This is a genomic window from Mycobacterium sp. NGS49 (genome assembly GCF_059812565.1).
In genome coordinates, this window is sequence record NZ_JCALCX010000025.1 from 72656 (window position 1) to 94915 (window position 22260).

Consider the following 22260-nt stretch of genomic DNA (forward strand, 5'->3'; position numbering starts at 1 on the left):
TCTGCACCCGCGGGGACCCGGCGGACTACCCCACACCGGCACTTGAGGTGCCGCACCGATCGCGACTGGATCGTGTGGCCCCAGCTAGAGGGCGCTGACCGTTCCGCTCGAGCCTGGTGAACCGCCCGTACCGCTCGGTCCGCCCTGCCCGGCGTCGCCGCCCACGCCCGCCGTGGCCAGACCCGTGGCGACTGCCTTCGCGTCGCCTCCTGCGCCACCGTCTCCACCGTTGCTGCTGTCTTCCAGCCCGTCGCCGCCGTTCCCGCCGGCGCCGCCGGCGGTGGATCCGCCTCCGCGGTTGCTTGCTTGACCGCCGCTGCCGCCGCGGCCGCCGTCGCCAAATGCATCTGCCCCGTCCCCGCCGCCGCCGCCGGTCGCGGTGCCGGTGGAGTCAACGGCATCGATGGATCCGGCGCCCCCGGCGCCGCCGGCACCGCCATCTCCGGCGGTGCCAGCGCCGCCGCTTCCGCCCCGGCCGCCGGTGGCGTCCCCGCTGCCCGAGGTGGACGCCATACCGCCGTCGCCGCCGTTGCCACCGGTGCCGCCGTCGCCGCCGTTGCCCCCAGATCCGCCCGTCGCGCTGCCGGGTCCAGCCGACCCCCCGTAGGGAGGCATGACGGTCGCTTTACCGCCTTTACCGCCGTTGCCGCCGTTGCCGCCCGAGCGGTCGCCGCCATCGCCGCCGGCGCCGCCGATGGCATCTCCGGTTCCGGTATTGGTGGCTTGCCCGCCGTTGCCGCCTTTTCCGCCGCTGGCCGCGGCTCCATCACCGCCGTCACCGCCGACCGCGTTTCCGGCTCCGCCACTCAAGGCCTCGCCGCCCACTCCGCCGACCGAAGTGCCGGTCCCGCCCGTGCCGCCACGGGCGTCACCGGAGAAGGCAAGGCCCCGGCCCCCGGCTCCTCCAACGGCGCCGTTGCCGCCGTCGCCGCCGAGGGCGATACCGCTGCCGGCCGAGGCGAAGCGGGTCCCGCTGCCGCCGTCGCCGCCGTAGGAGGTGCCGTCCCCGCCGTTGCCGCCGGTCGCGTTGCCGATCCCATTGGTGTATCCGCTGCCGCCTCCGCCGCCCTTGCCGCCGGCACCACCGCCGCCGCCTTCGCCGCCCGTGGCGTTTCCGGCGCCGGTTCCCGAGAGGTTGGTGGCGCTGCCGCCGGTGCCGCCGTCGCCCCCGATGCCCGTCGTACCGTTGCCGCCGTTGCCTCCATCGCCGCCGTTGACGTTCCCGGCTCCGAAGGTTCGGCCGGCGCCGCCGGTGCCGCCGTTGCCGCCGGTATACCCGTTGCCGCCCCGGCCGCCGTTGCCGCCGGTGGCGTTTCCGGCGCCGTAGGTTTGGCCGGCGCCGCCGGTGCCGCCGTTGCCCGCGGCGGCGCTGGGGCTGAGCCCGCTGTTGCCGATGTTGCCGCCGGTGCCGCCGCCGCCCCCGATGGCGTTCCCGGCGCCGTAATTGCTCCCTTCCCCTCCGGTCCCGCCGATGCCTCCGCCGGTAGCGCCGACGCCGCCCTGGCCGCCCCTGCCGCCAATGGCGTTTCCGTCGCCGACTTGGACGGAAGCGCCGCCGCCCTCACCCCCGTACCCACCGACCGCTGTTGCGCTGTTGCCGCCGGTGCCTCCGCTGCCACCGGCGGCGTTTCCGGTGCCGCCGGCGATCGTTGCACTGCCGCCGCTACCGCCTGCGCCACCGGCTCCGGTGCCACTGAAACCCCCCTTGCCGCCGGCGCCGCCGAAAGCGTTTCCGGTTCCGGAGTTGAGCCCGGCGCCGCCGGTGCCGCCGCTGCCCCCGCCGGTCGCACCGTCACCACCGCTGCCGCCATCGCCCCCGACGGCGATTCCGCCCCACGCGACGGATGCGCTTCCGCCATTGCCGCCCATACCACCGGTGCCGCTGGTGGCGAAGCTCGCGTCGCCGCCCCGGCCGCCGTCGGCATTACCGGTTCCGTAGTTGATTGCTTGTCCTCCGGTGCCGCCATTGCCTCCCCGAGAAGCACCACCGGCGCCTTTGCCCGCATCGCCGCCGATCGCGTTTGCACTGCCGGACACGACGGTTGCGCTGCCGCCACCACCGCCGGCGCCGCCGGCGCCGGTGACGCTGGTTCCGCCGTCGCCACCGCTGCCGCCAGCGGCAAATCCCATTCCGGCCGCGACGGTTGCGCTGCCGCCGGTGCCGCCATTGCCGCCGCCGTCGCCGTTCTGGCTGGTGCTGCCGCCGCCGTTGCCGCCGTTGCCGCCGACGGCGTTCCCGGTCGCCAGGTTGTCAGCGGCGCCCCCGCTGCCACCGTCGCCCCCGCGGGTCTCGCCCCAGGCGCCTCGGCCGCCATTGCCTCCGATGGCGCTGCCGTGTCCGGCGGCAATGGTTGCGCTGCCGCCACTACCGCCGTCACCGCCCGAGGCGGTGGTGCCGATTCCGCCGTCACCGCCGTCGCCGCCCGTGCCCCCGTTGCCGCCGCTGCCGCCGTTGCCGCCGAAGCGGCCCGAGGCGCCGTTGCCGCCATTGCCGCCAATGCCGCCGGCAGTCGCGTCCCCACCGTTGCCACCGTTGCCGCCGATTCCTGCGGTGCTTGTGCCGCCCCTTCCCCCATCACCACCGATGCCTGTGGTGCTTGTGCCTCCGTTGCCTCCATAACCGCCGGGCCCGGTGGTGGCGGCGGCTCCATCACCACCATCACCGCCGTCGCCACCATTACCGATCTGACCGGCGACGCCCGCGCGACCGAACAGTGAGCCGGCGCCGCCGGCCCCGCCTAGTCCACCTCGCCCCCCGTCGCCGCCGTTACCGCCATGGCCGCCGCCGGAGCCGGTATCAGCCATCCCTGCGCCGCCATTGCCGCCATTGCCGCCATTGCCGCCGCTGCCGCCGGCGCCGCCGTACCCGAACAGCAATCCACCATTGCCCCCGGCCCCGCCATGGCCGCCGCTGCCGCCGCTCCCCCCGGCAGCGCCGCTCCCGGCGAGGCCCGCCTGCCCTCCATTGCCGGCTCCGCCGAGCCCCCCATTGCCGCCATTGCCCAGCAGGCCGGCGTCGCCGCCCCGACCACCGGCCTGACCGGTCGCCCCCGAGCCGCCGTTGCCGCCGTTGCCCCACAACAACCCGCCCGGCTTGCCGTCCTGCCCGGTCCCGGGCGCCCCGTGGGCGCCATCACCGATCAGGGGACGCCCCAACAGCCATTGAGTCGGGTGCGTTGATCGCACCGAGGACGTCCTGCTCGATGGCGTTGGTCGTTTCGGCAGCGGCGTAGGCTGCACCGGCGCCGCGCACAGCGGCCGCGAACTGTTCGTGAAACGCCGCCGCCTGAGCGCTCAGCACCTGATACTGCCGCCCATAATTGCCGAACAGCTGGGCAATCGCTGCCGACACCTCATCGCCCGCTGCCGACAGCACCTGGGTCGTCGAGCGGGCGGCCGTCAGGCGAGCCGCCCCAATCGCATCCCCGACCACGGCCAAGTCGCCCGCGGCGGCGGCGAAATGCCCGGGCGTCGCAATCACAAAAGACGACATTTGTCCTCCGCCCGACCAGGGTTACCTCGCACGACAAACTCCCAACGGGGGCATCGTCGATCACTCGGACCCGCAGGAGCCCGTAGCTGACTACCTCACCGCGGGCGCCCCGGCACGATCGGACTACCTCAGTAGGCCGCGCGGTGCCGGACATGCCCGCGCCCCGCAGCGCCGCCCGCGGGGGCGTAGCCGTTGCCGCCAGCAGCTTCTCGCTGCGGGCATTGAGGGCGGTGACTACGTAGGTAGATCCAGCGCCGCCGCCGACAACGCCTCTGGTGCCGCGATCACAAACGCCATGGCTTTCCTTCTCGCAAGTGCACACCGTGGATCCGAATCGCAGCACGGCCCCTTCCGGGAGGGACCCGTAATCGATTACCTCACCCACCCGGCCGCAGGTAGTCGAACTACCCCAGTCCGGCGGAGCAGCGGAAGATTGACGGGCATCGGTGGGCGCGATCCAGAGCGAACAGGATAGGTACGTCATGCGAAGAAATATTCGCCGGACCGCCACCATGAGTCAGCGCCAGAACTTACATTCAGTCTGTGATGGTGAGCTGCCCCTTGATCGGTCGGGGCGACGAACTCCAGGTGATCGCCGACGCACTCGGCTCGGACGACTGCCGGGGCGTCCTCGTCGTCGGGGATCCGGGGGTGGGCAAGACCCGGCTTGCTCAGGAAGCCGCCGCGGCGGCTACGGCCCTCGGCTGGGTCGTCCAGCGAGTGACCGCCAGCCTCACCGCGCAAGCGATCCCATTGGGCGCCTTCACCGAATGGTCAAGTGGGACAACCGAAAATCCGCACGACGCTGCCAACCACGTGGTTGCGGCCATGACTGGCGCCCGCGGATCTGACCGGATCCTCATCAGCATCGACGACGCGCACCTGCTGGACAATCTGTCGGCGTTCGTCGTGTTCAGCCTCCTGCAGCGGCGGAATGCCAAGGTGCTGATGACGGTTCGCAGCAGCCGCCCGCTGCCCGACGCGGTGATCAAGCCATGGAAAGAAGGAGTTCTGCACCGCGTCGATCTGCAGCCCCTGTCCGAATCCCAAAGCGATGATGTCGTGCGGAGCGCATTGGGTGGGCAGGTCAGCGGCGAGTGTGCCGAGCAGCTGTGGGAGTTGACTCGTGGTAACTGTGCGTACCTGACTCAGCTGATAGTTCAAGAACGCGCCCTCGGCAATCTTGTTGAACAGCAGGGTATTTGGAAGTTGCGCGCGGCTCCGACCATGTCACCGTCGTTGTCCGATCTGGTGCAGATGCAATTCGGGGCTCTGACCGAATCGGTGCAGGAGGTCGTCGATCTGGTTGTGGTCGCGGGATCGATCAACCGTTCCTTAATGGCCTCGCTGGCTGACCGTGAGGCGTCGGCTGAGGCCGAACGGCTCGGCTTGATCCGCGCCGACGAAGCAGCGCCCGACGTGATCCGGGTCGCGCACCCGTTGTATTCCGCTGTCCGGCTTGCTCAGTGCGGCCCGCTGCGCCGTAGTCGGTTGCGCGGCCGCCTCGCCACGGCAATGGCCAGCCCGCAGAACACCGCCCCGGTCGACCCGGTCCAACTCGGGTTGCTTTGGCTCGAATCCGATCTGGCGCCCGACGCAGAAGTCTTCCTGGCGGCCGCGCAAGTCGCCGCCGCGCAGCTCGACATCGAGTTCGCCGAACGCTGCGCGCGGGCCGCCGTCGACGCCGGAGGCGGCATCGGGGCGAAACTCCAGCACGCCTACTGCCTGTTCCTGCTCGGCCGAAGTGGCGACGCGCATGGGGAACTGAGCCGGATCCGCCCCGATGAACTGCGCGGCACCGACTTCCTCGACGAGTTCAGCCTGATGGCGATGAACCTGCTGTTCGGCTTCGCCGCGCCGGACGAATTTCTGCGCCTGGTGGACCGGGCGTTGCAGGGTTCTACCGGCATCCGGGCCCACCAGCTCAATACATTGCGCGGCTTGCACCTGGGCTTCACCGCCGACCCAGTGGGGGCTATCGAAGCGTTGAGCGCGGCCGACCCCGAGCAGCTCGACGACTACGGAGCCGTCGTCTGCCTGGGGATGCGGACGTTCGCCCACGGTGAGCGCGGGCACCTCAGCGAGGTGCGCCGCGAGGCGGCAGCCTGCTGGGGACTGCTTGACGGCGCGCGCGACGGATTCAACGTGGCCAACCATGCCAAGCTGCACACCCAGGTGCTGGTGCTCGCGGGAGACCTCGCCGCAGCTGCCGAGGTGGCCCAGCAGGCCCAGCGCCGCTGCGCGAAAATGGCGCCGATCGCGCGCCAGCTCTGCTCCGCCACCATCGGCGCGGTGTCCCTGGCCCGCGGTGACCTGGTGGCGGCACGCCGGCGCCTGCATCCCGGCCAGCTCGAGCTCGGTCAATTCGGCCTGATCATGGGCCACACATACCGGTTCCAGGCCCACTACACCGCGGCGCTGGCGCGGTCGGGGAACGTCGAAGAGGCGGTGCGCGCGCTGGAACGGGCCGCCGAGGTCCGCCGCCCACATTTGCTGTACATCGAGGTCACCTACCTGCTGGCCCAGGCCTGGGTCGCGGCGGCGCAGGGGCGGAGCGAGCGTGCACGCGAGATCGCCGGGCAGGCCGCGTCCTTCGCCCGTCGCCGCGGCCTCCTGGCCAGCGAAGTCCTCTGCCTGCAGACCGCGGTCCAGTTCTGCGACACCACGGTCGCCGACCGGCTGGCCGAGCTGACCACCCTGGTCGAGGGGCCGCGGGCAGCGGTCGCCGCGCGCTACGTCAAGGCACTCGCGGACAACGCGGCCGCGGAACTCGAGGCCGTCGCCGAGGACTTCGAAGCGATGGGTGATTTGCTCGCCGCCGCAGACGCGGCCGCCCATTCCTCGTCGGCCTACCGCATGGCCGACCGGCGGGGCAGCGCGCTGACTGCCGTCGCTCGCGCGGAGAGCCTGGCCAAACGCTGCGGTGGCGCTACCAGTCCGGCGCTGGCAGGGGCCCGGATTGCTTACCCGTTCAGCCACCGCCAACGTGAGATCGCCCTGATGGTGTCGAAGGGTCTGACCAACCGGGAGATCGGCGAGGCCCTATCGCTGTCGGTGCGCACCGTCGAAGGACACATCTACCGCGCCACCTGCAAGGCCGGCATCGCCAGTCGCGCCGAATTGGCGAAGGTCGTCCAGCAGTTCGACCGTTGATTCAGTCGCGCACCGCGGCCAACAACCCGTCACCGAGCGGTATCAGTGCCGGGGTCAGCCGCTCGTCCTCGGCGATCAGCCGGGCCGCCTCGCGCACGGCGGCCACCTCGGCATCGCGTGCCTCGGGATCGCCCGCGCGCCCGCCCAGCGCGGCCCGGTGCACCACGATGACACCGCCGGACCGCAACAGTCGAACCCCTTCCACCACATATTCCGGCTGGTCGATCGGGTCCGCATCGATGAACACCAGGTCATAGGAGTCGTCGGCGAGCCGGGTCAGTACTTCCTGCGCGCGCCCGCTGATCAGCCGGGTACGGGACGGTCCGACGTGCGCCTCGGCGAAGGTCTGCCGCGCCAGCCGGACATACTCCGGTTCGATGTCGATGGTGGTCAGGACGCCGTCGTCGCTCATGCCCGAGAGCAACCACAGCCCGCTGACCCCCGCTCCGGTGCCCACCTCGGCGACCGCCTTGCCGCCGCTCAGCTTGGCCAGCAGACTCAGCAGCGCGCCGGCGGCCGGCGTGACTGCGCCGGCGCCACTGTCGACGGCGCGTTCGCGGGCACCCGCCAGAATCGCGTCTTCGGATATCGACTGCTCCGCGTGCGTCAACAGCGAATCGGCCCTGCTGCGGGTCGGGTGGCCGGTGTCGTCACTGGTGCCGGACGTGCCCTCCATGTCCGCAGAGTATGCCGAACCGGCAGCGCCGTCGCTCAGGCGCGCCCGATCAAGAAGGTGCCGACACGCCCGGGGCTAGCGCCGCGACCGAGGTCATAGCAAACTCTATAACTGCTGGAAAGCGCAGGTAACAGTATGGTTTCTCAGCCAAAGCTCAGACTGCTCATAAGTCGCCCACACGCGGGTAGGCGACGGTAGGCCCTATGGAACGCGGTGCACTCTGGGGCGACGACAGCGGGAATACGGAATGGCAACTTCGTGTTTCGTCCAGTGGAGAAATGCCAACCCTGGATGGCAGGACGAACCCGGAAGGACCGAACATCACCACTTTGAGCCCGACCACCATGTCGCACCCGCAACAGATTGCGGTCGACGACTGGGTGGAACCCTCTGACACGTTGCTGGGAACCGCGGTTTTCGACGCGACCGGCGACAAGGCCACCATGCCGTCGTGGGACGAGCTGGTGCGTCAGCACGCCGACCGGGTGTACCGGCTGGCCTATCGGCTCTCGGGCAACCAGCACGACGCCGAGGACCTGACCCAGGAGACCTTCATCAGGGTTTTCCGGTCTGTCCAGAACTACCAGCCCGGCACGTTCGAAGGCTGGTTGCACCGCATCACCACGAATCTTTTCCTGGACATGGTCCGCCGCCGGGCGCGCATCCGGATGGAGGCGTTGCCCGAGGACTACGACCGGGTGCCCGCCGACGAGCCCAACCCCGAGCAGATCTACCACGACTCCCGGCTCGGTCCGGATTTGCAGGCGGCGCTTGACTCCCTGCCGCCGGAGTTTCGTGCCGCGGTGGTGCTGTGCGATATCGAAGGCCTGTCCTATGAGGAGATCGGCGCCACGCTGGGCGTCAAGCTCGGCACGGTTCGCAGCCGGATCCACCGCGGGCGCCAAGCGCTGCGCGACTATCTCGCCGCCCATCCCGAACACGGTCTGGCGCTCGACGACCGATCGATCCGAACGGCCAGCTAAGTCACCTGGCCGAATCATCATTTCGGCCACTGCACGGTTGCCAACCGGTTCCGAAATGTGGGGTTCTCAGGCCGATCATGGTTATCACGCAGCATGCCGCGCTACATTCGAGATACAAATGGCTTGAAAGGGCGCGAAAGGAGCTGGTGATGGCCGACCGGGGAGATGTCTTTCGGCGCGCTTTCTCCTGGCTCCCCGCCCAATTCGCCTCCCAGAGCGACGCCCCGGTAGGCGCGCCGCGTCGCTTCGGGTCCACCGAACATCTCTCCCTCGAGGCCATCGCGGCCTTCGTGGACGGCGAGCTACGCATGAACGCACATTTGCGCGCAGCGCATCACCTCTCGCTGTGCCCGCAGTGCGCCGCCGAAGTGGACGACCACAGCCGCGCCCGCGCCGCACTGCGTGACTCGCAGCCCATCCGCATCCCCAGTTCGCTGCTGGGGCTGCTGTCGGAGATACCGCACTACCCGCACGACGATGCCCTGCCGCTCGCGGACAAGGTCGCCGAGCGCGAGGTCCGTGATCAGCGCAAGCGTCGTTAGCTCGAGCCTGCCCGCCTGCGTCGGTCTTCGCGTGGGTTCATGCCGACCGGCACGGATCCGTGGATACTAGGGTGGACACGAACATGACTCCCAGGGCCGTGCGGTCTTTTGCTGCACAAACGGCCCGGCGCCGGGCTCTGCAATGAGTTCTGTAATGGATCTAGAAGAGGAACCGTGACCTCCGACGAAGGCAACAACAGCGGCCGGGACACCGAACGGCTGGCGCCACGCCCCATCTATCGGCCTCCGGTCGACCCCGGGTCGCGTCAGACGTTCGGCCGTCCCGCCGGGCAGCAGGGCTCTTTTGTCGCCGAACGCGTGCGTCCGCAGAAGTTTCAGGAGCAGTCCGAATTCAGGCCCCATGAGCGGCCGGCCGACCCGGTGCTGGCCGAGGCCTTCGGCCGGCCCTACGGCGGCACCGAGACGTTGCAGCGTCACCCGATCGATGCCGCCGCGCTGGCGGGCGAGAAGAACGGTGCGCCCGACGAGCCCGACGACCCGTGGCGCGATCCGGGCGCGGCCGCCGCGCTGGGCACCCCGGCGCTGCCGCCGGTGGTGACTCACGGCGAGCTGCGACACACCGGCAAGCTCGGTGTCCGCGACGTCCTGTTCGGCGGCAAGGTGTCCTACGTCGCGCTGGCGGTGCTGCTGCTTATCGCTCTGGTGATCGGCGCACTCGGCGGGGTCATCGGGCGAAAGACCGCCGAGGTGGTCGAAGCGTTCACCACCTCCAAGGTGACGTTGTCGACCGCGGGCAACGCCGAGGAGCCCGCCGGCCGGTTCACCAAGGTGGCGGCCGCGGTGGCCGACTCCGTCGTCACCGTCGAGTCCAAGAGTGACCAGGAAGGCATGCAGGGTTCCGGCGTCGTCATCGACGGTCGGGGCTACATCGTCACCAACAACCACGTCATCTCCGAAGCCGCCACCAACCCCAGCCAGTTCAAGACCACGGTGGTGTTCAACGACGGCAAGGAAGTGCCCGCCAGCCTGGTGGGCCGCGACCCCAAGACCGACCTGGCCGTCCTGAAAGTCGACAACGTCGACAACCTGAGCGTGGCCCGGCTCGGTGACTCCGACAAGGTGCGGGTCGGCGACGAAGTGCTTGCGGCCGGTGCTCCGCTGGGTCTGCGCAGCACGGTGACGCACGGCATCATCAGTGCCCTGCACCGCCCGGTCCCGTTGTCGGGCGAGGGCTCGGACACCGACACCGTGATCGACGCCCTCCAGACCGACGCATCGATCAACCACGGCAACTCGGGTGGTCCGCTGATCGACATGGACTCCCAGGTCATCGGCATCAACACCGCCGGCAAGTCGCTATCCGACAGCGCCAGCGGACTCGGCTTCGCGATCCCGGTCAACGAGATGAAGCTGGTCGCCCAGACGCTGATCAAGGACGGCAAGATCGTCCACCCGACGCTGGGCATCAGCACCCGGTCAGTGAGCAACGCAATCGCCTCGGGTGCGCAGGTCGCCAACGTCAAGGCAGGGGGACCCGCGCAGAAGGGCGGGATTCTGGAGAACGATGTGATCGTCAAGATCGGCGGCCGCAAGGTCGCCGACTCCGATGAAGCCGTCGTCGCCGTGCGGCAGCTGACGATCGGTCAGGACGCGCAGATCGAGGTGGTCCGCGACGGCCGCCGTGTCACGCTGACGGTCAAGCCAGACCCCGATACCAGCTCGTGATGATCGCAAGCGCGGCGCAGCCCGGAGCTGCGGGCACGCCCCCGCTAGTGGGAGGTACCCCCACCCGCTTGCGGGGGACGGGTCACCCGACCTGATGTTCGCCAACATCGGCTGGGGGGAGATGCTCGTACTCGTCGTGGTCGGGCTGGTGGTGCTCGGGCCCGAACGGCTGCCCGGTGCGATCCGCTGGACGGCGGGTGCCCTGCGGCAGGCCCGCGACTACCTCAGCGGTGTGAGCAACCAGCTGCGCGAGGACATGGGTCCGGAGTTCGACGATATCCGCGGCCAACTCAGCGAGCTGCAGAAATTGCGAGGTATGACGCCACGCGCCGCCCTGACCAAGCATCTCCTCGACGGCGACGATTCCATCTTCACCGGCAACTTCGACGATCCGGCGCCGGAAACCCCGCCCGCCAAGCCACCCGAGTCGCCGCCGACCCCCGAGCGCACGCCGTTCGACTCGGACGCCACCTAGCCCGGCACCGGAATGCTCAGCGGCGGGTCGGATCCAGCCCCAGCGACATGCCCGCCAGGCCCCGACGCCGCGCAGCCAGGCCGTCGGCGATGCGCGCCAATTCCTTGCCCACGGCGGAATCGGGCGTGCTGAGTACCACGGGCACGCCCGCGTCACCGGCGGCCACCAGTGCGGGGTCCAGCGGTATCTGCCCCAGCAGGGGCACGTCAGCGCCTACGGCGCGAGACAGCCGTTCGGCAACCTGCCGGCCGCCGCCCTCGCCGAACACCTGCATCGTGGTGCCGTCCGGCAGCGTGAGACCGGCCATGTTCTCCACCACACCCGCGATGCGCTGACGAGTCTGTATCGCGATGCTGCCGGCCCGCTCGGCCACCTCGGCGGCGGCCAGCTGGGGAGTGGTCACGACCAGGATCTCGGCGTTGGGCAGTAGTTGCGCCAGCGAGATGGCGACGTCACCGGTGCCGGGTGGCAGGTCGAGCAGCAGCACATCCAAGTCGCCCCAGTACACGTCTGCCAGGAACTGCTGCAGCGCGCGGTGCAGCATCGGCCCACGCCACACCACCGGGGTGTTGTCCTTGGTGAACTGAGCGATCGAGATGACCTTCACGTCGTGGGCGATGGGCGGCAGAATCATCGACTCCACCTGAGTCGGCCGGTCCGTGGTTCCCATCATCCGGGGAATGGAGTGCCCGTGGATATCGGCGTCCAGCAAGCCGACCGACAGGCCGCGCGCCGCCATCGCCGCGGCCAGATTGACCGTCACGGTGGACTTCCCGACGCCGCCCTTGCCGGAAGCCACCGCGTACACCCTGGTCAGCGAGCTGGGCTGAGCGAACGGGATGACGGGCTCGGCGGCATCCCCACGCAGTTGCTTACGCAGCTCGGTGCGCTGCTCGTCGCTCATCACGTCCAGGCTGACCCGGACCTGTCCCGTCCCGGGCACGTCGGTGACCGCCTGCGTCACCCGGTCACTGATTTCGGTCTTCTTCGGGCAGGCGGCGGTGGTCAGGTAGATCTGGACGTGCACCCCGCCGTCGGCGCCCAGATCGATGCTCTTGACCATCCCGAGCTCGGTGATGGGGCGCCGTAGCTCCGGGTCGATCACCTTGGCCAGCGCCGAGCGGATAGCGGTGGTCAGATCGGCTGCGTCATCTTGGGTTGCGGACATCAACGCCGAGTGTAGGCGGCTCGGCCGCTGGCCTCCCGGACGGTCAGCTGACCGGGGCGAGCACAGGTTCGCCGGGAGCCGGCGGGCTGGGCTGGGCCGGGCCGGCAGGCTTGGGCGCAGGTGGCCCGTTGGGCGTCCTTGGGGCCGGCGGTGCCGGTGGCGCGGGCGCTGCGGGTACCTCCGGCGCGGCAGGTGCCGGGGGCGCGACCGGGGGTGCCGGTGCGGCGAACGGGTCGGGGAATGCCGGTGGGGCCGGGGGAGCCGCGGGTGCGATGACGATCCCGCCGTTGGGGATCGGCCCGGCGCCCGGCGGCAGCGAGTCAGGGGTCTGCGAGCTGATGCAGATCAACGTGCAGCCCGGTGTGGCCACCGGCGCGGGAGCCGGCGGCTGCATCTGCGGCGGCAGCCACGGCCACATCGGCGTTTGCGGGTTCGGGTACAGCGAGTTCGGATACTGGGAGATGATCTGCGGCTGCCCGAAGTCGATCAGCGGCATGTGCTGACCCATCGGGTCGCCGACGCCCAGACCGGTGACATTCAGGGGCAGGTTGGGACCGAGCCCCTCGGGATGCTCGAGGTGCGCGTCACCGATCGGGGGCGGCGGGCCGGTGATCGGTGGCAGGTCGACCGGAACCACGCCGGTCGCGTACGCGGCAGCCCAGCCCAGCACGTTCTGGGCGTAGGACATCGAGTTGTTGTAGCGCAGGATCGAGGCCATCACCTGCGACGGGTCCCGCAGGTTGAGCCCGCCGCTGCACAGGTACCGGGCAGCGGCCAGCGTGGAGTCGAACAGGTTCTGCGGGTCGGGCACACCGTCGCCGTCGCCGTCGACGGCGTAGCGGGCCCAGGTGCCGGGCAGGAACTGCATCGGGCCCATCGCGCGGGCATACGTCACGCGGTTGCCCTGGTCCCGCTGCATGATGACCTCGTTGCCGGGCAGCGTGCCGTCCAGCGCCGGGCCGTAAATCGGGTTGGTAGCGGTGCCGCGGGCGTCGACGGCGCCGCCGCCCGCATGCCCCGACTCGATGCGCCCGATGCCGGCGAGCAGGTTCCAACTCACACCGCAGGCCGGTGCCACACCCGCCATCTTCTGCTCGGCATTCCGGTAGGCCGACAGGGCCATGATTGGAATCCCAAGTGCGCCGGGCGTATTCACGACCGTGGGGGGCGGCGGCGCGGAACTGCTGGCCGCTGCGACGTGGAAGCTGGTCGGTACCCGCTGGATGGAGATGACGGTCGGACCGGACAGGTCGATGCGGGGGGCGGGACCCACCGCGGCCACCGGTGTGATGGCGGCACGAAGCGGCTGGGGCTTTCCGTGGGAGGTGGGCGCCGCGGCGCCGACCGCGCTGGCGAAGATCAACGGGGAGATCATGACGACGCCGAAGACCGGAGTGCGTGTGACGCGAAGTGCCGTCTGCCGCACCTTCGCGACGGCCGAGTTGTCAACCCAGCCTGCCCCTATGCGCACCTCGACCGTCCTCAAATTCTGTGAGCCGCCGGGAAACTGACCACTTGTTAGCTTCGTGAACTAGATCACCATACATAACTCTCGTCACGGGAGTTGCGCAATGGTGGACTTGATTCTCAGCCGGATTTCTTCGCACGACGTTCGGCGGTGTCCGAATCCCGCGTCCCGGTTTCCGGTGCGGCGGGCTGCAAGTGGGCCAGCATTGTCCGTAGCCCTTCCAGTTCGTGGCGCAGGTAGTCGCGAGTCACCACCTCGCCGATGGACAGTCGTAGTGCCGCCAACTCGCGGGCCAGGTATTCCGTGTCGGCCTTGGTCTGTGCCGCGCGCCGGCGGTCCTCGTCCACCGTGACCCGGTCGCGGTTCTCCTGCCGGTTCTGGGCGAGCAGGATCAGCGGCGCCGCGTAGGCCGCCTGGGTGGAAAACGCCAGGTTGAGCAGGATGAAGGGGTAGGGGTCCCACTGCCAGCGGATGGCGATCATGTTGATCGCGATCCAGGCGATCACCACCAGCGTCTGCAGCAGCAGGTAGCGGCCGGTGCCGAAGAACCGCGCGATGGATTCGGTGAACTGCCCCACCGTCTCGGGATCCACCCGGGGCGCGTAGCGGCGCGAGGTCCGCGGGGTGTACAGCCGCCGCGGCGTTTGTGACTTGCTCACCAGGCTTCTCCGGTTCTTGGTGGCCTGCCGGCGGGGTCGAGCTGCTGGACATCCACCCGCCAGTCATGCGGCAGCAGATGGTCCAGCAGGTCATCGACCGTCACCGCGCCCAACAGGTGGTTCTGGTCGTCGACCACCGGGCCGCAGACCAGGTTGTAAGCGGCGAAATAGCGGGTGACCGCGCCCAACTGGGTTTCCGGCGACAGCGTGAGCAGGTCGGTGTCGACTATGCCCCCCACCAGTTCGGCGGGCGGGTCGCGCAGCAGTCGTTGCAGGTGCACGCAGCCCAGGTAGTGGCCCGTCGGCGTGGCGGTCGGTGGGCGCGTGACGAACACCATCGAGGCCAGCGCGGGGGTCAGGTCGGGATCGCGCAGCCGGGCCAGCGCCTCGGCGACCGAGGTGTCGGGGGTGAGCACCACCGGATCGGACGTCATCAATCCCCCTGCAGTGTCGGGGGAGTGCTTGAGCAGCCGTCGCACCGGGTTGGAATCGTCCGGATCCATCCGGGTCAACAACACCTCGGCATCGGTCGGGTTGAGTACGCCCAGCACGTCGGCGGCGTCGTCGGGATCCATCTCTTCGAGTACGTCGGCCGCGCGGTCGGTGCCCAGATGAGCCAGGACTTCCGCCTGGTCGAGTTCTGGCAACTCCTGCAAAATGTCGGCCAGCCGGTTGTCGTCGAGTGCCTTGAACACCTCGTAACGGCGTTTGGTGGGAAGCCCGCGGATGGCGTCGGCGACGTCGACGGCCCGCCGTCCCTCGAACTGGTGGAGTAGTTGTGCCACATCCTGACCGGGCATGGCCAGCGCCGAGGGCGTCAGACCGTGCACGTTCTGCCAGTCCACGACGTGCACCGGGCCGCGCCGACCCAGTCGCCGTTGCGTGCGCACCGCCACCCTGGTCACCACCCAGTCGCGGGTGCGGGTTTGCTCGATACCGAGGTCGGTGACCACGACGTCCACGCCGGCCAGGTCTGGCAAGTCGGGGTCGCTGACCCTGACCTGGGTGTCGAGCACCTGCCCCATGGCCAGCACCTCGCCGGGCCGTTGCTCGAAGTGGCGCAGCGACACATTGCCGGTGCTCAGTGTCACCGCGTTGGGCTCGATCGCCGCGACTCGCAGGATCGGTATGAAGATGCTGCGCCGTGTCGCGAGATCGACGACCAGGCCCAGCACCCGCGGTTGTTGGCGGACGATGCTGATGCTGATCACCACGTCGCGGACGCGCCCGAAAGACTCGCCGAGGGGGCCGAGCACCATCATCCGCGGCAGCCGCGCCACGTACACCCTGTTGACCGACGCCATAGGACAGAGCGTAGGCAGCGAGGCCCCGATCGGCAGGTCGGGGCGGGCCATGCGGAACCTAGCGCGAACCGATGCTGAACATCACCGCGATGAAGTACACCAGGATCGTCGCGGCGCTGATGACGATGCCGGTGACCGCCAGACCAAAGCCGTCTTCGCGGGTCTGCTTGATCTGATTGATGCCAATGGTGCCGCATACGACGCCCACCAGCGAGCCGACGCAACAGAAGATGCCGACGATGCCGGCAACCAGCGAAATGATCGCCATGGTGTTCATGCCGGACTGCACCGCGCCGTAACCGCCGCCGTAGTCAGTCCCCGGGTAGTAGCCACCGGGATAAGCGCCGTAGGGGCTGGGCATGGCCGGCGGCGGATAAGCCGCTGGGCCGCCGTAGTCGGCGAAGCCGGGGGGCGGCGCGCCGTAAGGCTGGTATCCGGGTGGTGCGTAGCCGGGCGGCGGATTGGGCGGCAGGTAGCCGGCCCCCGGGTCGGGCGGGTATCCGGCCCCCGGGTCGGGCGGGTAGCCGGGCAGCGGGGCCGCCTGGGTGGGCGGAAAGTCCACCGGAGGCAGGTAGTCCGCCACCGGAGACGACGACGGCGATGCCCAGGGAGCATCAGAAACCGGCTGCTCAGCCGGTTGGAACGCGTTGTCCTTGGCCTCGCCGGAGGAGTCGCCGGGAGCTGTCATGGTGATGAACGTAGCGTATGGGCGGGCACCGGGTCCGGCGGCGACGTGGCCCGCGGGGGGACGTCCGTGCCAGGCGAAATGTGCGTCTCGGTGGCCGAGATGAAACGATGGCTGCGGTAAAGGCCGGGCAGGAGGAGAATGAGGACCGATGACTAGCCCCTTCCAACCCGGACAACCACCCGCCGGCGCAGCCTCGGGCCGGCGCAATGTGCCCGCATTGCCGACGCCCCCGAAAGGATGGCCGGTCGGCTCGTATCCGACGTACGTCGAGGCGCAGCGTGCCGTCGACTACCTTTCCGACCAGGAATTCCCGGTGCAGCAGGTCACCATTGTCGGCGTTGACCTGATGCAGGTGGAGCGCGTGACCGGGCGTTTGTCCTGGGGCAAGGTACTCGGTGGCGGAGTGCTCAGCGGTGCCTGGCTCGGGCTGTTCATCGGCTTGGTGCTCGGCTTCTTCAGCCCCAACCCCTGGGGCGCGTTGATCACCGGCCTGGTCGCGGGAGTTTTCTTCGGGCTGATCACCTCGGCGGTCCCGTACGCCATGGCGCGCGGAACCAGGGACTTCAGCTCCACCATGCAGTTGGTGGCCGGTCGCTACGACGTGTTGTGCGACCCGCAGAACGCTGAGCGAGCGCGAGATCTGCTGGCGCGTTTGGCGATCTAGCTGGTGGTGAATCGTCGCGTGCGGCGGTGCGGTGCAGTTTTGTTGGCGGCGCTGACCACGGCGTCGGTGATTTGCGCTTGCGGCTCCGCCGGTCGCGGTCTGGTGATCAGCTTCTACACGCCGGCCACTGACGGGGCCACATTCACCGCAGTGGCCCAGCGCTGCACCCAGCAGGCCGGAGGCCGATACCGCATCGAGCACGTGAGCCTGGCCAGATCGCCCGACCAGCAACGGCTGCAGCTCTCCCGCCGGCTCACCGGGCACGACCACACCCTGGACGTGATGGCGCTCGACGTGGTGTGGACCGCGGAGTTCGCCGAAGCGGGGTGGGCGCTGCCACTGTCCGACGACCCGTCCGGACTGACCGAGTCCGACGCCATCGCCGACACCCTGCCGGGCCCGCTCAAGACGGCTACCTGGAACAGCCGGGTGTACGGTGCCCCCGTCACCACGAACACCCAATTGCTCTGGTACCGAACCGATTTGGTGCCCCAGCCGCCGCGCGATTGGGGCGCCATGGTGGCCGAGGCGGCTCGCTTGCGTGCGGCCGGCGAGCCCAGCTGGATCGCCGTGCAGGCCAACGAATCCGAAGGGCTGGTGGTGTGGTTCAACACGCTGTTGGTCAGCGCCGGCGGCCAGGTGCTCTCGGACGACGGCAAACGTGTCACGCTCACCGATACCCCTGAGCATCGCGCCGCCACGGTGGCTGCCTTGCGGATTCTGAAGGCGGTGGCCACCGCGCCGGGGGCCGACCCGTCGATCACCCGCAGCGACGAGGGCGCCGCGCGGCTGGCGGTCGAGCAGGGCAGAGCCGCGCTCGAGGTGAACTGGCCCTACGTGCTGGCCTCCATGCTGGAGAATGCGGTCAAAGGCGGTGTGGCATTTCTGCCGCTCAACCGCGAGCCCGAGTTGGCCGGCAGCATCAACGGTGTCGGCACGTTCGCGCCCAGCGACGAACAGTTCGATATCGCCTACACCGCCAGCCGGAAGGTGTTCGGTTTCGCCCGCTACCCCGGGGTGGTGGCCGGACAGCCGGCCAAGGTGACGATCGGTGGGCTGAATCTGGCGGTCGCCAGCACCAGCCGTCATCGCGGCGAGGCGTTCGAAGCGGTCCGGTGCGTGCGGAACCTGCAGAACCAGAAGTACGTCGCGCTTGAAGGCGGGCTGCCCCCGGTGCGGAGCTCGCTCTACTCCGACCCTCAGTTCCAGGCCAAATACCCGATGTACGGCGCCATCCGCCAACAGCTCACCGACGCTGCGGTGCGGCCCGCGACGCCGGCGTACCAGGCGGTCTCCATCCGGCTGGCCTCGGCGTTGAGCCCGATCACCGCGATCGACCCGGAGCGCACGGCGGACGAACTCGTGGTGCAGGTACAGAAAGCCATCGACGGCAAGGGCTTGCTGCCGTGACGCCGGCGACGATGCAGAGCGAAGCGATGAGGAGGGGGCACCTCCCGCGTGCGGGGGAGAGCGGCGTCATGTGGTCGCCCGAGCGGCGGTTGGCCTATCTCCTCATCGCGCCCGCGGTGACGCTGATGCTGGTGGTGACGGCTTATCCGATCTGCTACGCGATGTGGTTGAGTCTGCAGCGCAACAACCTCGCTATGCCCAGCGACACTGCATTCGTCGGCCTGGGCAATTACCAGACGATCCTGACCGATCGGTACTGGTGGACCGCCCTGGGCGTGACGCTGGGGATCACCGTGGTGTCGGTGACCTTCGAGTTCGTGCTTGGTCTGTCGCTGGCGCTGGTGATGCACCGCACGCTGGTCGGGAAAGGATTGGTGCGCACCGCGGTGCTGATCCCGTACGGCATCGTCACGGTGGTCGCGTCCTACAGCTGGTATTACGCCTGGACACCGGGCACCGGCTACCTGGCCAACCTGTTGCCCGACGGGAGTGCGCCGCTGACACACCAGATTTCGTCGCTGGCCATAGTTGTGCTGGCCGAGGTGTGGAAGACGACCCCGTTCATGGCCCTGTTGTTGCTGGCCGGTTTGGCGTTGGTGCCCGAGGACCTGTTGAAGGCGGCGCAGGTCGACGGCGCGAACGCCTGGCGGCGGTTGACCAGGATCATCTTGCCGATCATCAAGCCGGCGGTCGTGGTGGCGTTGCTGTTCAGGACCCTGGATGCGTTTCGCGTGTTCGACAACATCTACGTGCTGACCGCCGGCGCCAACAACACCGGTTCGGTCTCGATCCTGGGCTACGACAACCTGTTCAAAGGCTTCAACGTGGGCCTGGGCTCGGCCATCAGCGTGCTGATCTTCCTCTGTGTGGGCATCATCGCGCTCGTGTTCATCAAGCTGTTCGGCGCCTCAGCGCCCGGGAGCGACGCCGATGGCGGGTGAATCGTTGGATGCCCGGCGCGCCACCTTCTGGGCCGTGATCGACGTGCTGGTGGTCGCATACGCGTTGCTGCCGGTGCTGTGGATCCTCAGCCTCTCGCTCAAGCCGACGTCAATGGTCAAGGACGGCAGGTTGATACCGTCATCGGTGACCCTGGACAACTATCGCGGCATCTTCCGCGGCGACTTCTTCAGTTCGGCGTTGATCAACTCGATCGGAATCGGTTTGACCACCACCGTGATCGCGGTGGTGTTGGGTGCGATGGCGGCCTACGCGGTTGCGCGGCTGAGCTTCCCGGGCAAGCGAGTCTTGATCGGGATGACCTTGCTGATCACCATGTTTCCCGCGATCTCATTGGTGACGCCGTTGTTCGACATCGAGCGCGCGGTCGGGTTGTTCGACACCTGGCCGGGGTTGATCCTGCCCTACATCACCTTTGCGCTGCCGCTGGCGATCTACACCCTTTCGGCGTTCTTTCGGGAAATACCCTGGGATTTGGAGAAGGCGGCCAAGATGGACGGCGCCACGCCCGGGCAGGCCTTCGTCAAGGTGATTGTGCCGCTGGCGGCGCCGGGCCTGGTGACGGCTGCGATTCTGGTCTTCATCTTCGCGTGGAACGATCTGTTGCTGGCATTGTCGTTGACCGCTACCAAGGCGGCGATCACCGCGCCGGTGGCGATCGCGAACTTCACCGGCACTTCGCAATTCGAGGAGCCGACCGCTTCGATCGCGGCTGGTGCCATCGTGATCACCATTCCGATTATCGTCTTTGTTCTCATCTTCCAGCGGCGCATCGTCGCCGGGTTGACCTCTGGGGCTGTGAAGGGATAGCGCGGTGGCCGAGATTGTGCTGGAACACGTCAACAAGAGTTACCCCGACGGTCATACGGCGGTGCGGGACCTCAGCATCACCATCGCCGACGGCGAGTTTCTGATTCTGGTCGGGCCGTCCGGCTGTGGCAAGACCACCACCCTGAATATGATTGCGGGGCTTGAGAGTATCTCGTCGGGGGAGTTGCGGATCGGTGGGCAACGGGTCAACGAGAGGGCGCCCAAGGACCGCGACATCGCGATGGTCTTCCAGTCCTATGCCCTGTATCCGCACATGACGGTTCGGCAGAACATCGCATTCCCGCTGACACTGGCGAAGATGAAGAAGACCGAGATCGCGCTGAAAGTCGAGGAGACCGCCAGAATCCTGGACCTCACCGGGCTGCTGGATCGTCGTCCTTCACAGTTGTCCGGCGGCCAACGCCAGCGCGTGGCGATGGGCCGGGCTATCGTGCGCCAGCCCAAGGCGTTTCTGATGGACGAGCCGCTGTCCAATCTGGACGCCAAGCTGCGGGTGCAGATGCGCGGCGAGATCGCACGGCTGCAGAAGCGGCTGGGCACCACCACCGTGTACGTCACCCATGACCAGACCGAGGCCATGACGCTGGGTGATCGGGTTGTGGTGATGCACGGTGGCATCGCGCAGCAGGTCGGCACGCCCACGGAGCTTTACGAGCGGCCCGCCAATCTGTTCGTGGCCGGCTTCATCGGCTCGCCGGCGATGAACTTCTTTCCGGCCAACTTGACGTCGTTCGGGCTGGCCCTGTCGTTCGGTGAGGTGACGTTGGCGCCGCAGGTGCAGCAGGTGATCGCCGGACACCCCAAGCCGGAGAACGTCATCGTGGGGCTGCGGCCCGAGCACCTTCAGGATGCGGCCCTGATCGACGGTTACCAACGGATCGGTTCGCTGATCTTCGAAGTCACCGTCGAGCTGGTGGAATCATTGGGCTCTGACAAGTACGTGTATTTCACCACCGCGGGTCCGCAGGTGCACTCGGCTCGACTGGACGAGGTCGCCGCCGAATCGGCGGTCAATGAAAACCAGTTCGTGGCAAGGGTTCCCGCCGAGTCGAAAGCCGCGATCGGACAGCCGATCGAGTTCGCCTTCGACCCCGCCAAACTCGCGGTTTTCGACGCCGACTCGGGTGTGAACCTCACGGTACCGGCCGCGCCGTGACGCTCGACATCGTGCGCAGCCACCTGCGTCGCCATTTCGATGTCGAACCGGACTCGGCCAGCGTGACCTTCCTGGGAACCGAACCCATCGAGGTGCTGCGCTTCCGGGGCCGGGCCGTGGTGCACTACGCGTCGCTGGGCTGCTCCAGGTATCCGATGACGGACCCGACCGAGATGGTCGCCGATACCGTTCGCGGGCCACGTGCCGAAGTCGTGGTGGCCCTGCGTGATCCCGGTCCGATCAGCGGGCTGGTACGCACCCTGGCTGTGCTGGCGGCCACGCCGGCCGTCGACGGCGTGGTGCTGGTGCCCGATGCGCTGATCGACCTGGGCGCGCCGTTGTGGTCAGGTGCCCCGTTCACCGCAGTATTGCTGGGCCACAGCGACATTCCCGATCTCCCGCTCGACGCGCCTCGCGACCCCGTGCGGTTCCTGTCCGCCACGCCCATCACGGCCAATGAAGCGGCGTGGGTGCGACTCAAGGGGGCTGCGGCCATGCGCGAGGCTTGGCTGAATGATGGGGTGGACGTGCTGGATCCGGGCCGGCCGGCCGCGCAACCGAGTTGAGCGGCGCAGCGGCTGATTCAGGCGTCCCAGCTGGTCAGGTCACGGGCGGGAATGCCGTGGGCCGCGCAGTGGCCGGTGTAGCGCTCCAGGGACGTCTTGCAGTTTTCCTGCCAGAGGATTTTGTTGTCCTGATCGAGGAACAACAGCTCACCGACCAGGTAAAAGAACACCTCCGTGTCTTCAAAGCTTTCTGGAGCGTGTGAGGACCCGGCTACCTCGTAAACGGTGTCCCCGGCGCGGGAGATCCAATTGCTCTCTTTATAACGCCAGGCGCCGCTGATGGTGTGCCCCAACACGATTCCGGTGTGATAGTGGGGCGGCATTGCGCACCGGCGCCCGACGTGCGTCCGAGTGTGAATCGTGCGACCTGACACGCCG

General features: G+C 68.6%; 18 protein-coding genes and 1 pseudogene. 11 read left to right on the forward strand and 8 right to left on the reverse strand.

The genetic code is table 11. The features are described from left to right. Positions 1-84: 84 nt before the first annotated feature. Positions 85-3493 (reverse strand): annotated as a pseudogene (locus AC5Y7D_RS23085) (PE family protein). Between the two features lie 546 nt (positions 3494-4039). Between AC5Y7D_RS23085 and AC5Y7D_RS23090 the strand changes: the two are divergent. After that, entirely contained in the window at positions 4040-6646 is a 2607-nt protein-coding gene (locus tag AC5Y7D_RS23090) for a helix-turn-helix transcriptional regulator (protein WP_499928082.1), read from the forward strand. 1 nt (position 6647) lies between these two features. On the opposite strand, the gene AC5Y7D_RS23095 is transcribed toward AC5Y7D_RS23090, so the two are convergent. Next, complete coding sequence (locus AC5Y7D_RS23095; protein ID WP_499928055.1) at positions 6648-7322, reverse strand: O-methyltransferase; 675 nt, start codon at positions 7320-7322, stop codon at positions 6648-6650. A gap of 203 nt (positions 7323-7525) precedes the next feature. Here AC5Y7D_RS23095 and sigE point away from each other — a divergent pair, with 203 nt between their 5' ends. The 4 genes from sigE (at position 7526) to tatB (ending at position 11008) form a co-directional block, all read left to right on the forward strand. Then, positions 7526-8305, forward strand: coding sequence for an RNA polymerase sigma factor SigE (gene sigE / locus AC5Y7D_RS23100; protein ID WP_499928057.1), 780 nt, complete (start codon positions 7526-7528; stop codon positions 8303-8305). 149 nt (positions 8306-8454) lie between these two features. Beyond that, on the forward strand, positions 8455-8847 hold the full coding sequence (gene rseA, locus AC5Y7D_RS23105) for an anti-sigma E factor RseA (protein ID WP_499928059.1): 393 nt from the start codon (positions 8455-8457) through the stop codon (positions 8845-8847). Between the two features lie 174 nt (positions 8848-9021). Next, on the forward strand, positions 9022-10533 hold the full coding sequence (htrA, locus tag AC5Y7D_RS23110; protein ID WP_499928061.1) for a serine protease HtrA: 1512 nt from the start codon (positions 9022-9024) through the stop codon (positions 10531-10533). A 94-nt stretch (positions 10534-10627) separates the two neighbouring features. Continuing rightward, positions 10628-11008 (forward strand): Sec-independent protein translocase protein TatB, encoded by a 381-nt coding sequence (gene tatB / locus AC5Y7D_RS23115; RefSeq protein ID WP_499928063.1) that lies wholly within the window; start codon positions 10628-10630, stop codon positions 11006-11008. Between the two features lie 16 nt (positions 11009-11024). On the opposite strand, the gene AC5Y7D_RS23120 is transcribed toward tatB, so the two are convergent. From AC5Y7D_RS23120 to AC5Y7D_RS23140, 5 genes are all read right to left on the reverse strand, one after another. Further along, positions 11025-12176 carry an Mrp/NBP35 family ATP-binding protein gene (locus AC5Y7D_RS23120; protein ID WP_499928065.1) on the reverse strand — a complete coding sequence of 384 codons (1152 nt, stop codon included), beginning with the start codon at positions 12174-12176 and terminating at the stop codon, positions 11025-11027. Positions 12177-12219: 43 nt separating this feature from the next. Then, positions 12220-13647, reverse strand: a complete 1428-nt coding sequence (locus tag AC5Y7D_RS23125) for a lytic transglycosylase domain-containing protein (protein WP_499928067.1) — start codon at positions 13645-13647, stop codon at positions 12220-12222. 116 nt (positions 13648-13763) lie between these two features. Continuing rightward, on the reverse strand, positions 13764-14303 hold the full coding sequence (locus AC5Y7D_RS23130; protein WP_499928069.1) for a DUF1003 domain-containing protein: 540 nt from the start codon (positions 14301-14303) through the stop codon (positions 13764-13766). After that, entirely contained in the window at positions 14300-15607 is a 1308-nt protein-coding gene (locus AC5Y7D_RS23135; RefSeq protein ID WP_499928071.1) for a magnesium transporter MgtE N-terminal domain-containing protein, read from the reverse strand. Before AC5Y7D_RS23135 ends, AC5Y7D_RS23130 begins: the two co-directional genes overlap by 4 nt. A gap of 58 nt (positions 15608-15665) precedes the next feature. After that, on the reverse strand, positions 15666-16295 hold the full coding sequence (locus AC5Y7D_RS23140; protein ID WP_499928072.1) for a DUF4190 domain-containing protein: 630 nt from the start codon (positions 16293-16295) through the stop codon (positions 15666-15668). Between the two features lie 148 nt (positions 16296-16443). Between AC5Y7D_RS23140 and AC5Y7D_RS23145 the strand changes: the two genes are divergently transcribed. Genes AC5Y7D_RS23145 through AC5Y7D_RS23170 form a run of 6 tightly spaced genes read left to right on the forward strand, consistent with a single transcriptional unit; the run spans position 16444 to position 21882 of the window. Further along, positions 16444-16959, forward strand: coding sequence for a YflT domain-containing protein (locus tag AC5Y7D_RS23145; RefSeq protein ID WP_499928074.1), 516 nt, complete (start codon positions 16444-16446; stop codon positions 16957-16959). Next, positions 16960-18369 carry an extracellular solute-binding protein gene (locus AC5Y7D_RS23150; protein WP_499928084.1) on the forward strand — a complete coding sequence of 470 codons (1410 nt, stop codon included), beginning with the start codon at positions 16960-16962 and terminating at the stop codon, positions 18367-18369. It begins immediately after the preceding gene. Positions 18370-18395: 26 nt separating this feature from the next. Beyond that, complete coding sequence (locus AC5Y7D_RS23155; RefSeq protein WP_499928075.1) at positions 18396-19310, forward strand: carbohydrate ABC transporter permease; 915 nt, start codon at positions 18396-18398, stop codon at positions 19308-19310. Positions 19311-19314: 4 nt separating this feature from the next. After that, a complete protein-coding gene (locus AC5Y7D_RS23160; protein ID WP_499928086.1) occupies positions 19315-20139 on the forward strand; it encodes a carbohydrate ABC transporter permease in 825 nt (274 codons plus the stop codon). 4 nt (positions 20140-20143) lie between these two features. Beyond that, positions 20144-21316 carry an ABC transporter ATP-binding protein gene (locus tag AC5Y7D_RS23165; RefSeq protein WP_499928077.1) on the forward strand — a complete coding sequence of 391 codons (1173 nt, stop codon included), beginning with the start codon at positions 20144-20146 and terminating at the stop codon, positions 21314-21316. Further along, positions 21313-21882 (forward strand): suppressor of fused domain protein, encoded by a 570-nt coding sequence (locus AC5Y7D_RS23170; RefSeq protein WP_499928078.1) that lies wholly within the window; start codon positions 21313-21315, stop codon positions 21880-21882. Before AC5Y7D_RS23165 ends, AC5Y7D_RS23170 begins: the two co-directional genes overlap by 4 nt. 17 nt (positions 21883-21899) lie before the next feature. Here the strand turns inward: AC5Y7D_RS23170 and AC5Y7D_RS23175 are convergent. Continuing rightward, positions 21900-22260 (reverse strand): cupin domain-containing protein (locus AC5Y7D_RS23175; protein WP_499928080.1); only part of this gene is annotated, 361 nt, incomplete at its 5' end.

What these genes read in the sequence shown, in the direction of transcription:
- AC5Y7D_RS23135 (WP_499928071.1), bottom strand. Translation starts at nt 15,607, where the DNA reads ATGGCGTCGGTCAACAGGGTGTACGTGGCGCGGCTGCCGCGGATGATG.
- AC5Y7D_RS23145 (WP_499928074.1), top strand. Translation starts at nt 16,444, where the DNA reads ATGACTAGCCCCTTCCAACCCGGACAACCACCCGCCGGCGCAGCCTCG.
- AC5Y7D_RS23155 (WP_499928075.1), top strand. Translation starts at nt 18,396, where the DNA reads ATGAGGAGGGGGCACCTCCCGCGTGCGGGGGAGAGCGGCGTCATGTGG.
- AC5Y7D_RS23090 (WP_499928082.1), top strand. Translation starts at nt 4,040, where the DNA reads ATGGTGAGCTGCCCCTTGATCGGTCGGGGCGACGAACTCCAGGTGATC.
- sigE (WP_499928057.1), top strand. Translation starts at nt 7,526, where the DNA reads ATGGAACGCGGTGCACTCTGGGGCGACGACAGCGGGAATACGGAATGG.
- tatB (WP_499928063.1), top strand. Translation starts at nt 10,628, where the DNA reads ATGTTCGCCAACATCGGCTGGGGGGAGATGCTCGTACTCGTCGTGGTC.
- AC5Y7D_RS23095 (WP_499928055.1), bottom strand. Translation starts at nt 7,322, where the DNA reads ATGGAGGGCACGTCCGGCACCAGTGACGACACCGGCCACCCGACCCGC.
- AC5Y7D_RS23140 (WP_499928072.1), bottom strand. Translation starts at nt 16,295, where the DNA reads ATGACAGCTCCCGGCGACTCCTCCGGCGAGGCCAAGGACAACGCGTTC.
- rseA (WP_499928059.1), top strand. Translation starts at nt 8,455, where the DNA reads ATGGCCGACCGGGGAGATGTCTTTCGGCGCGCTTTCTCCTGGCTCCCC.
- AC5Y7D_RS23120 (WP_499928065.1), bottom strand. Translation starts at nt 12,176, where the DNA reads ATGTCCGCAACCCAAGATGACGCAGCCGATCTGACCACCGCTATCCGC.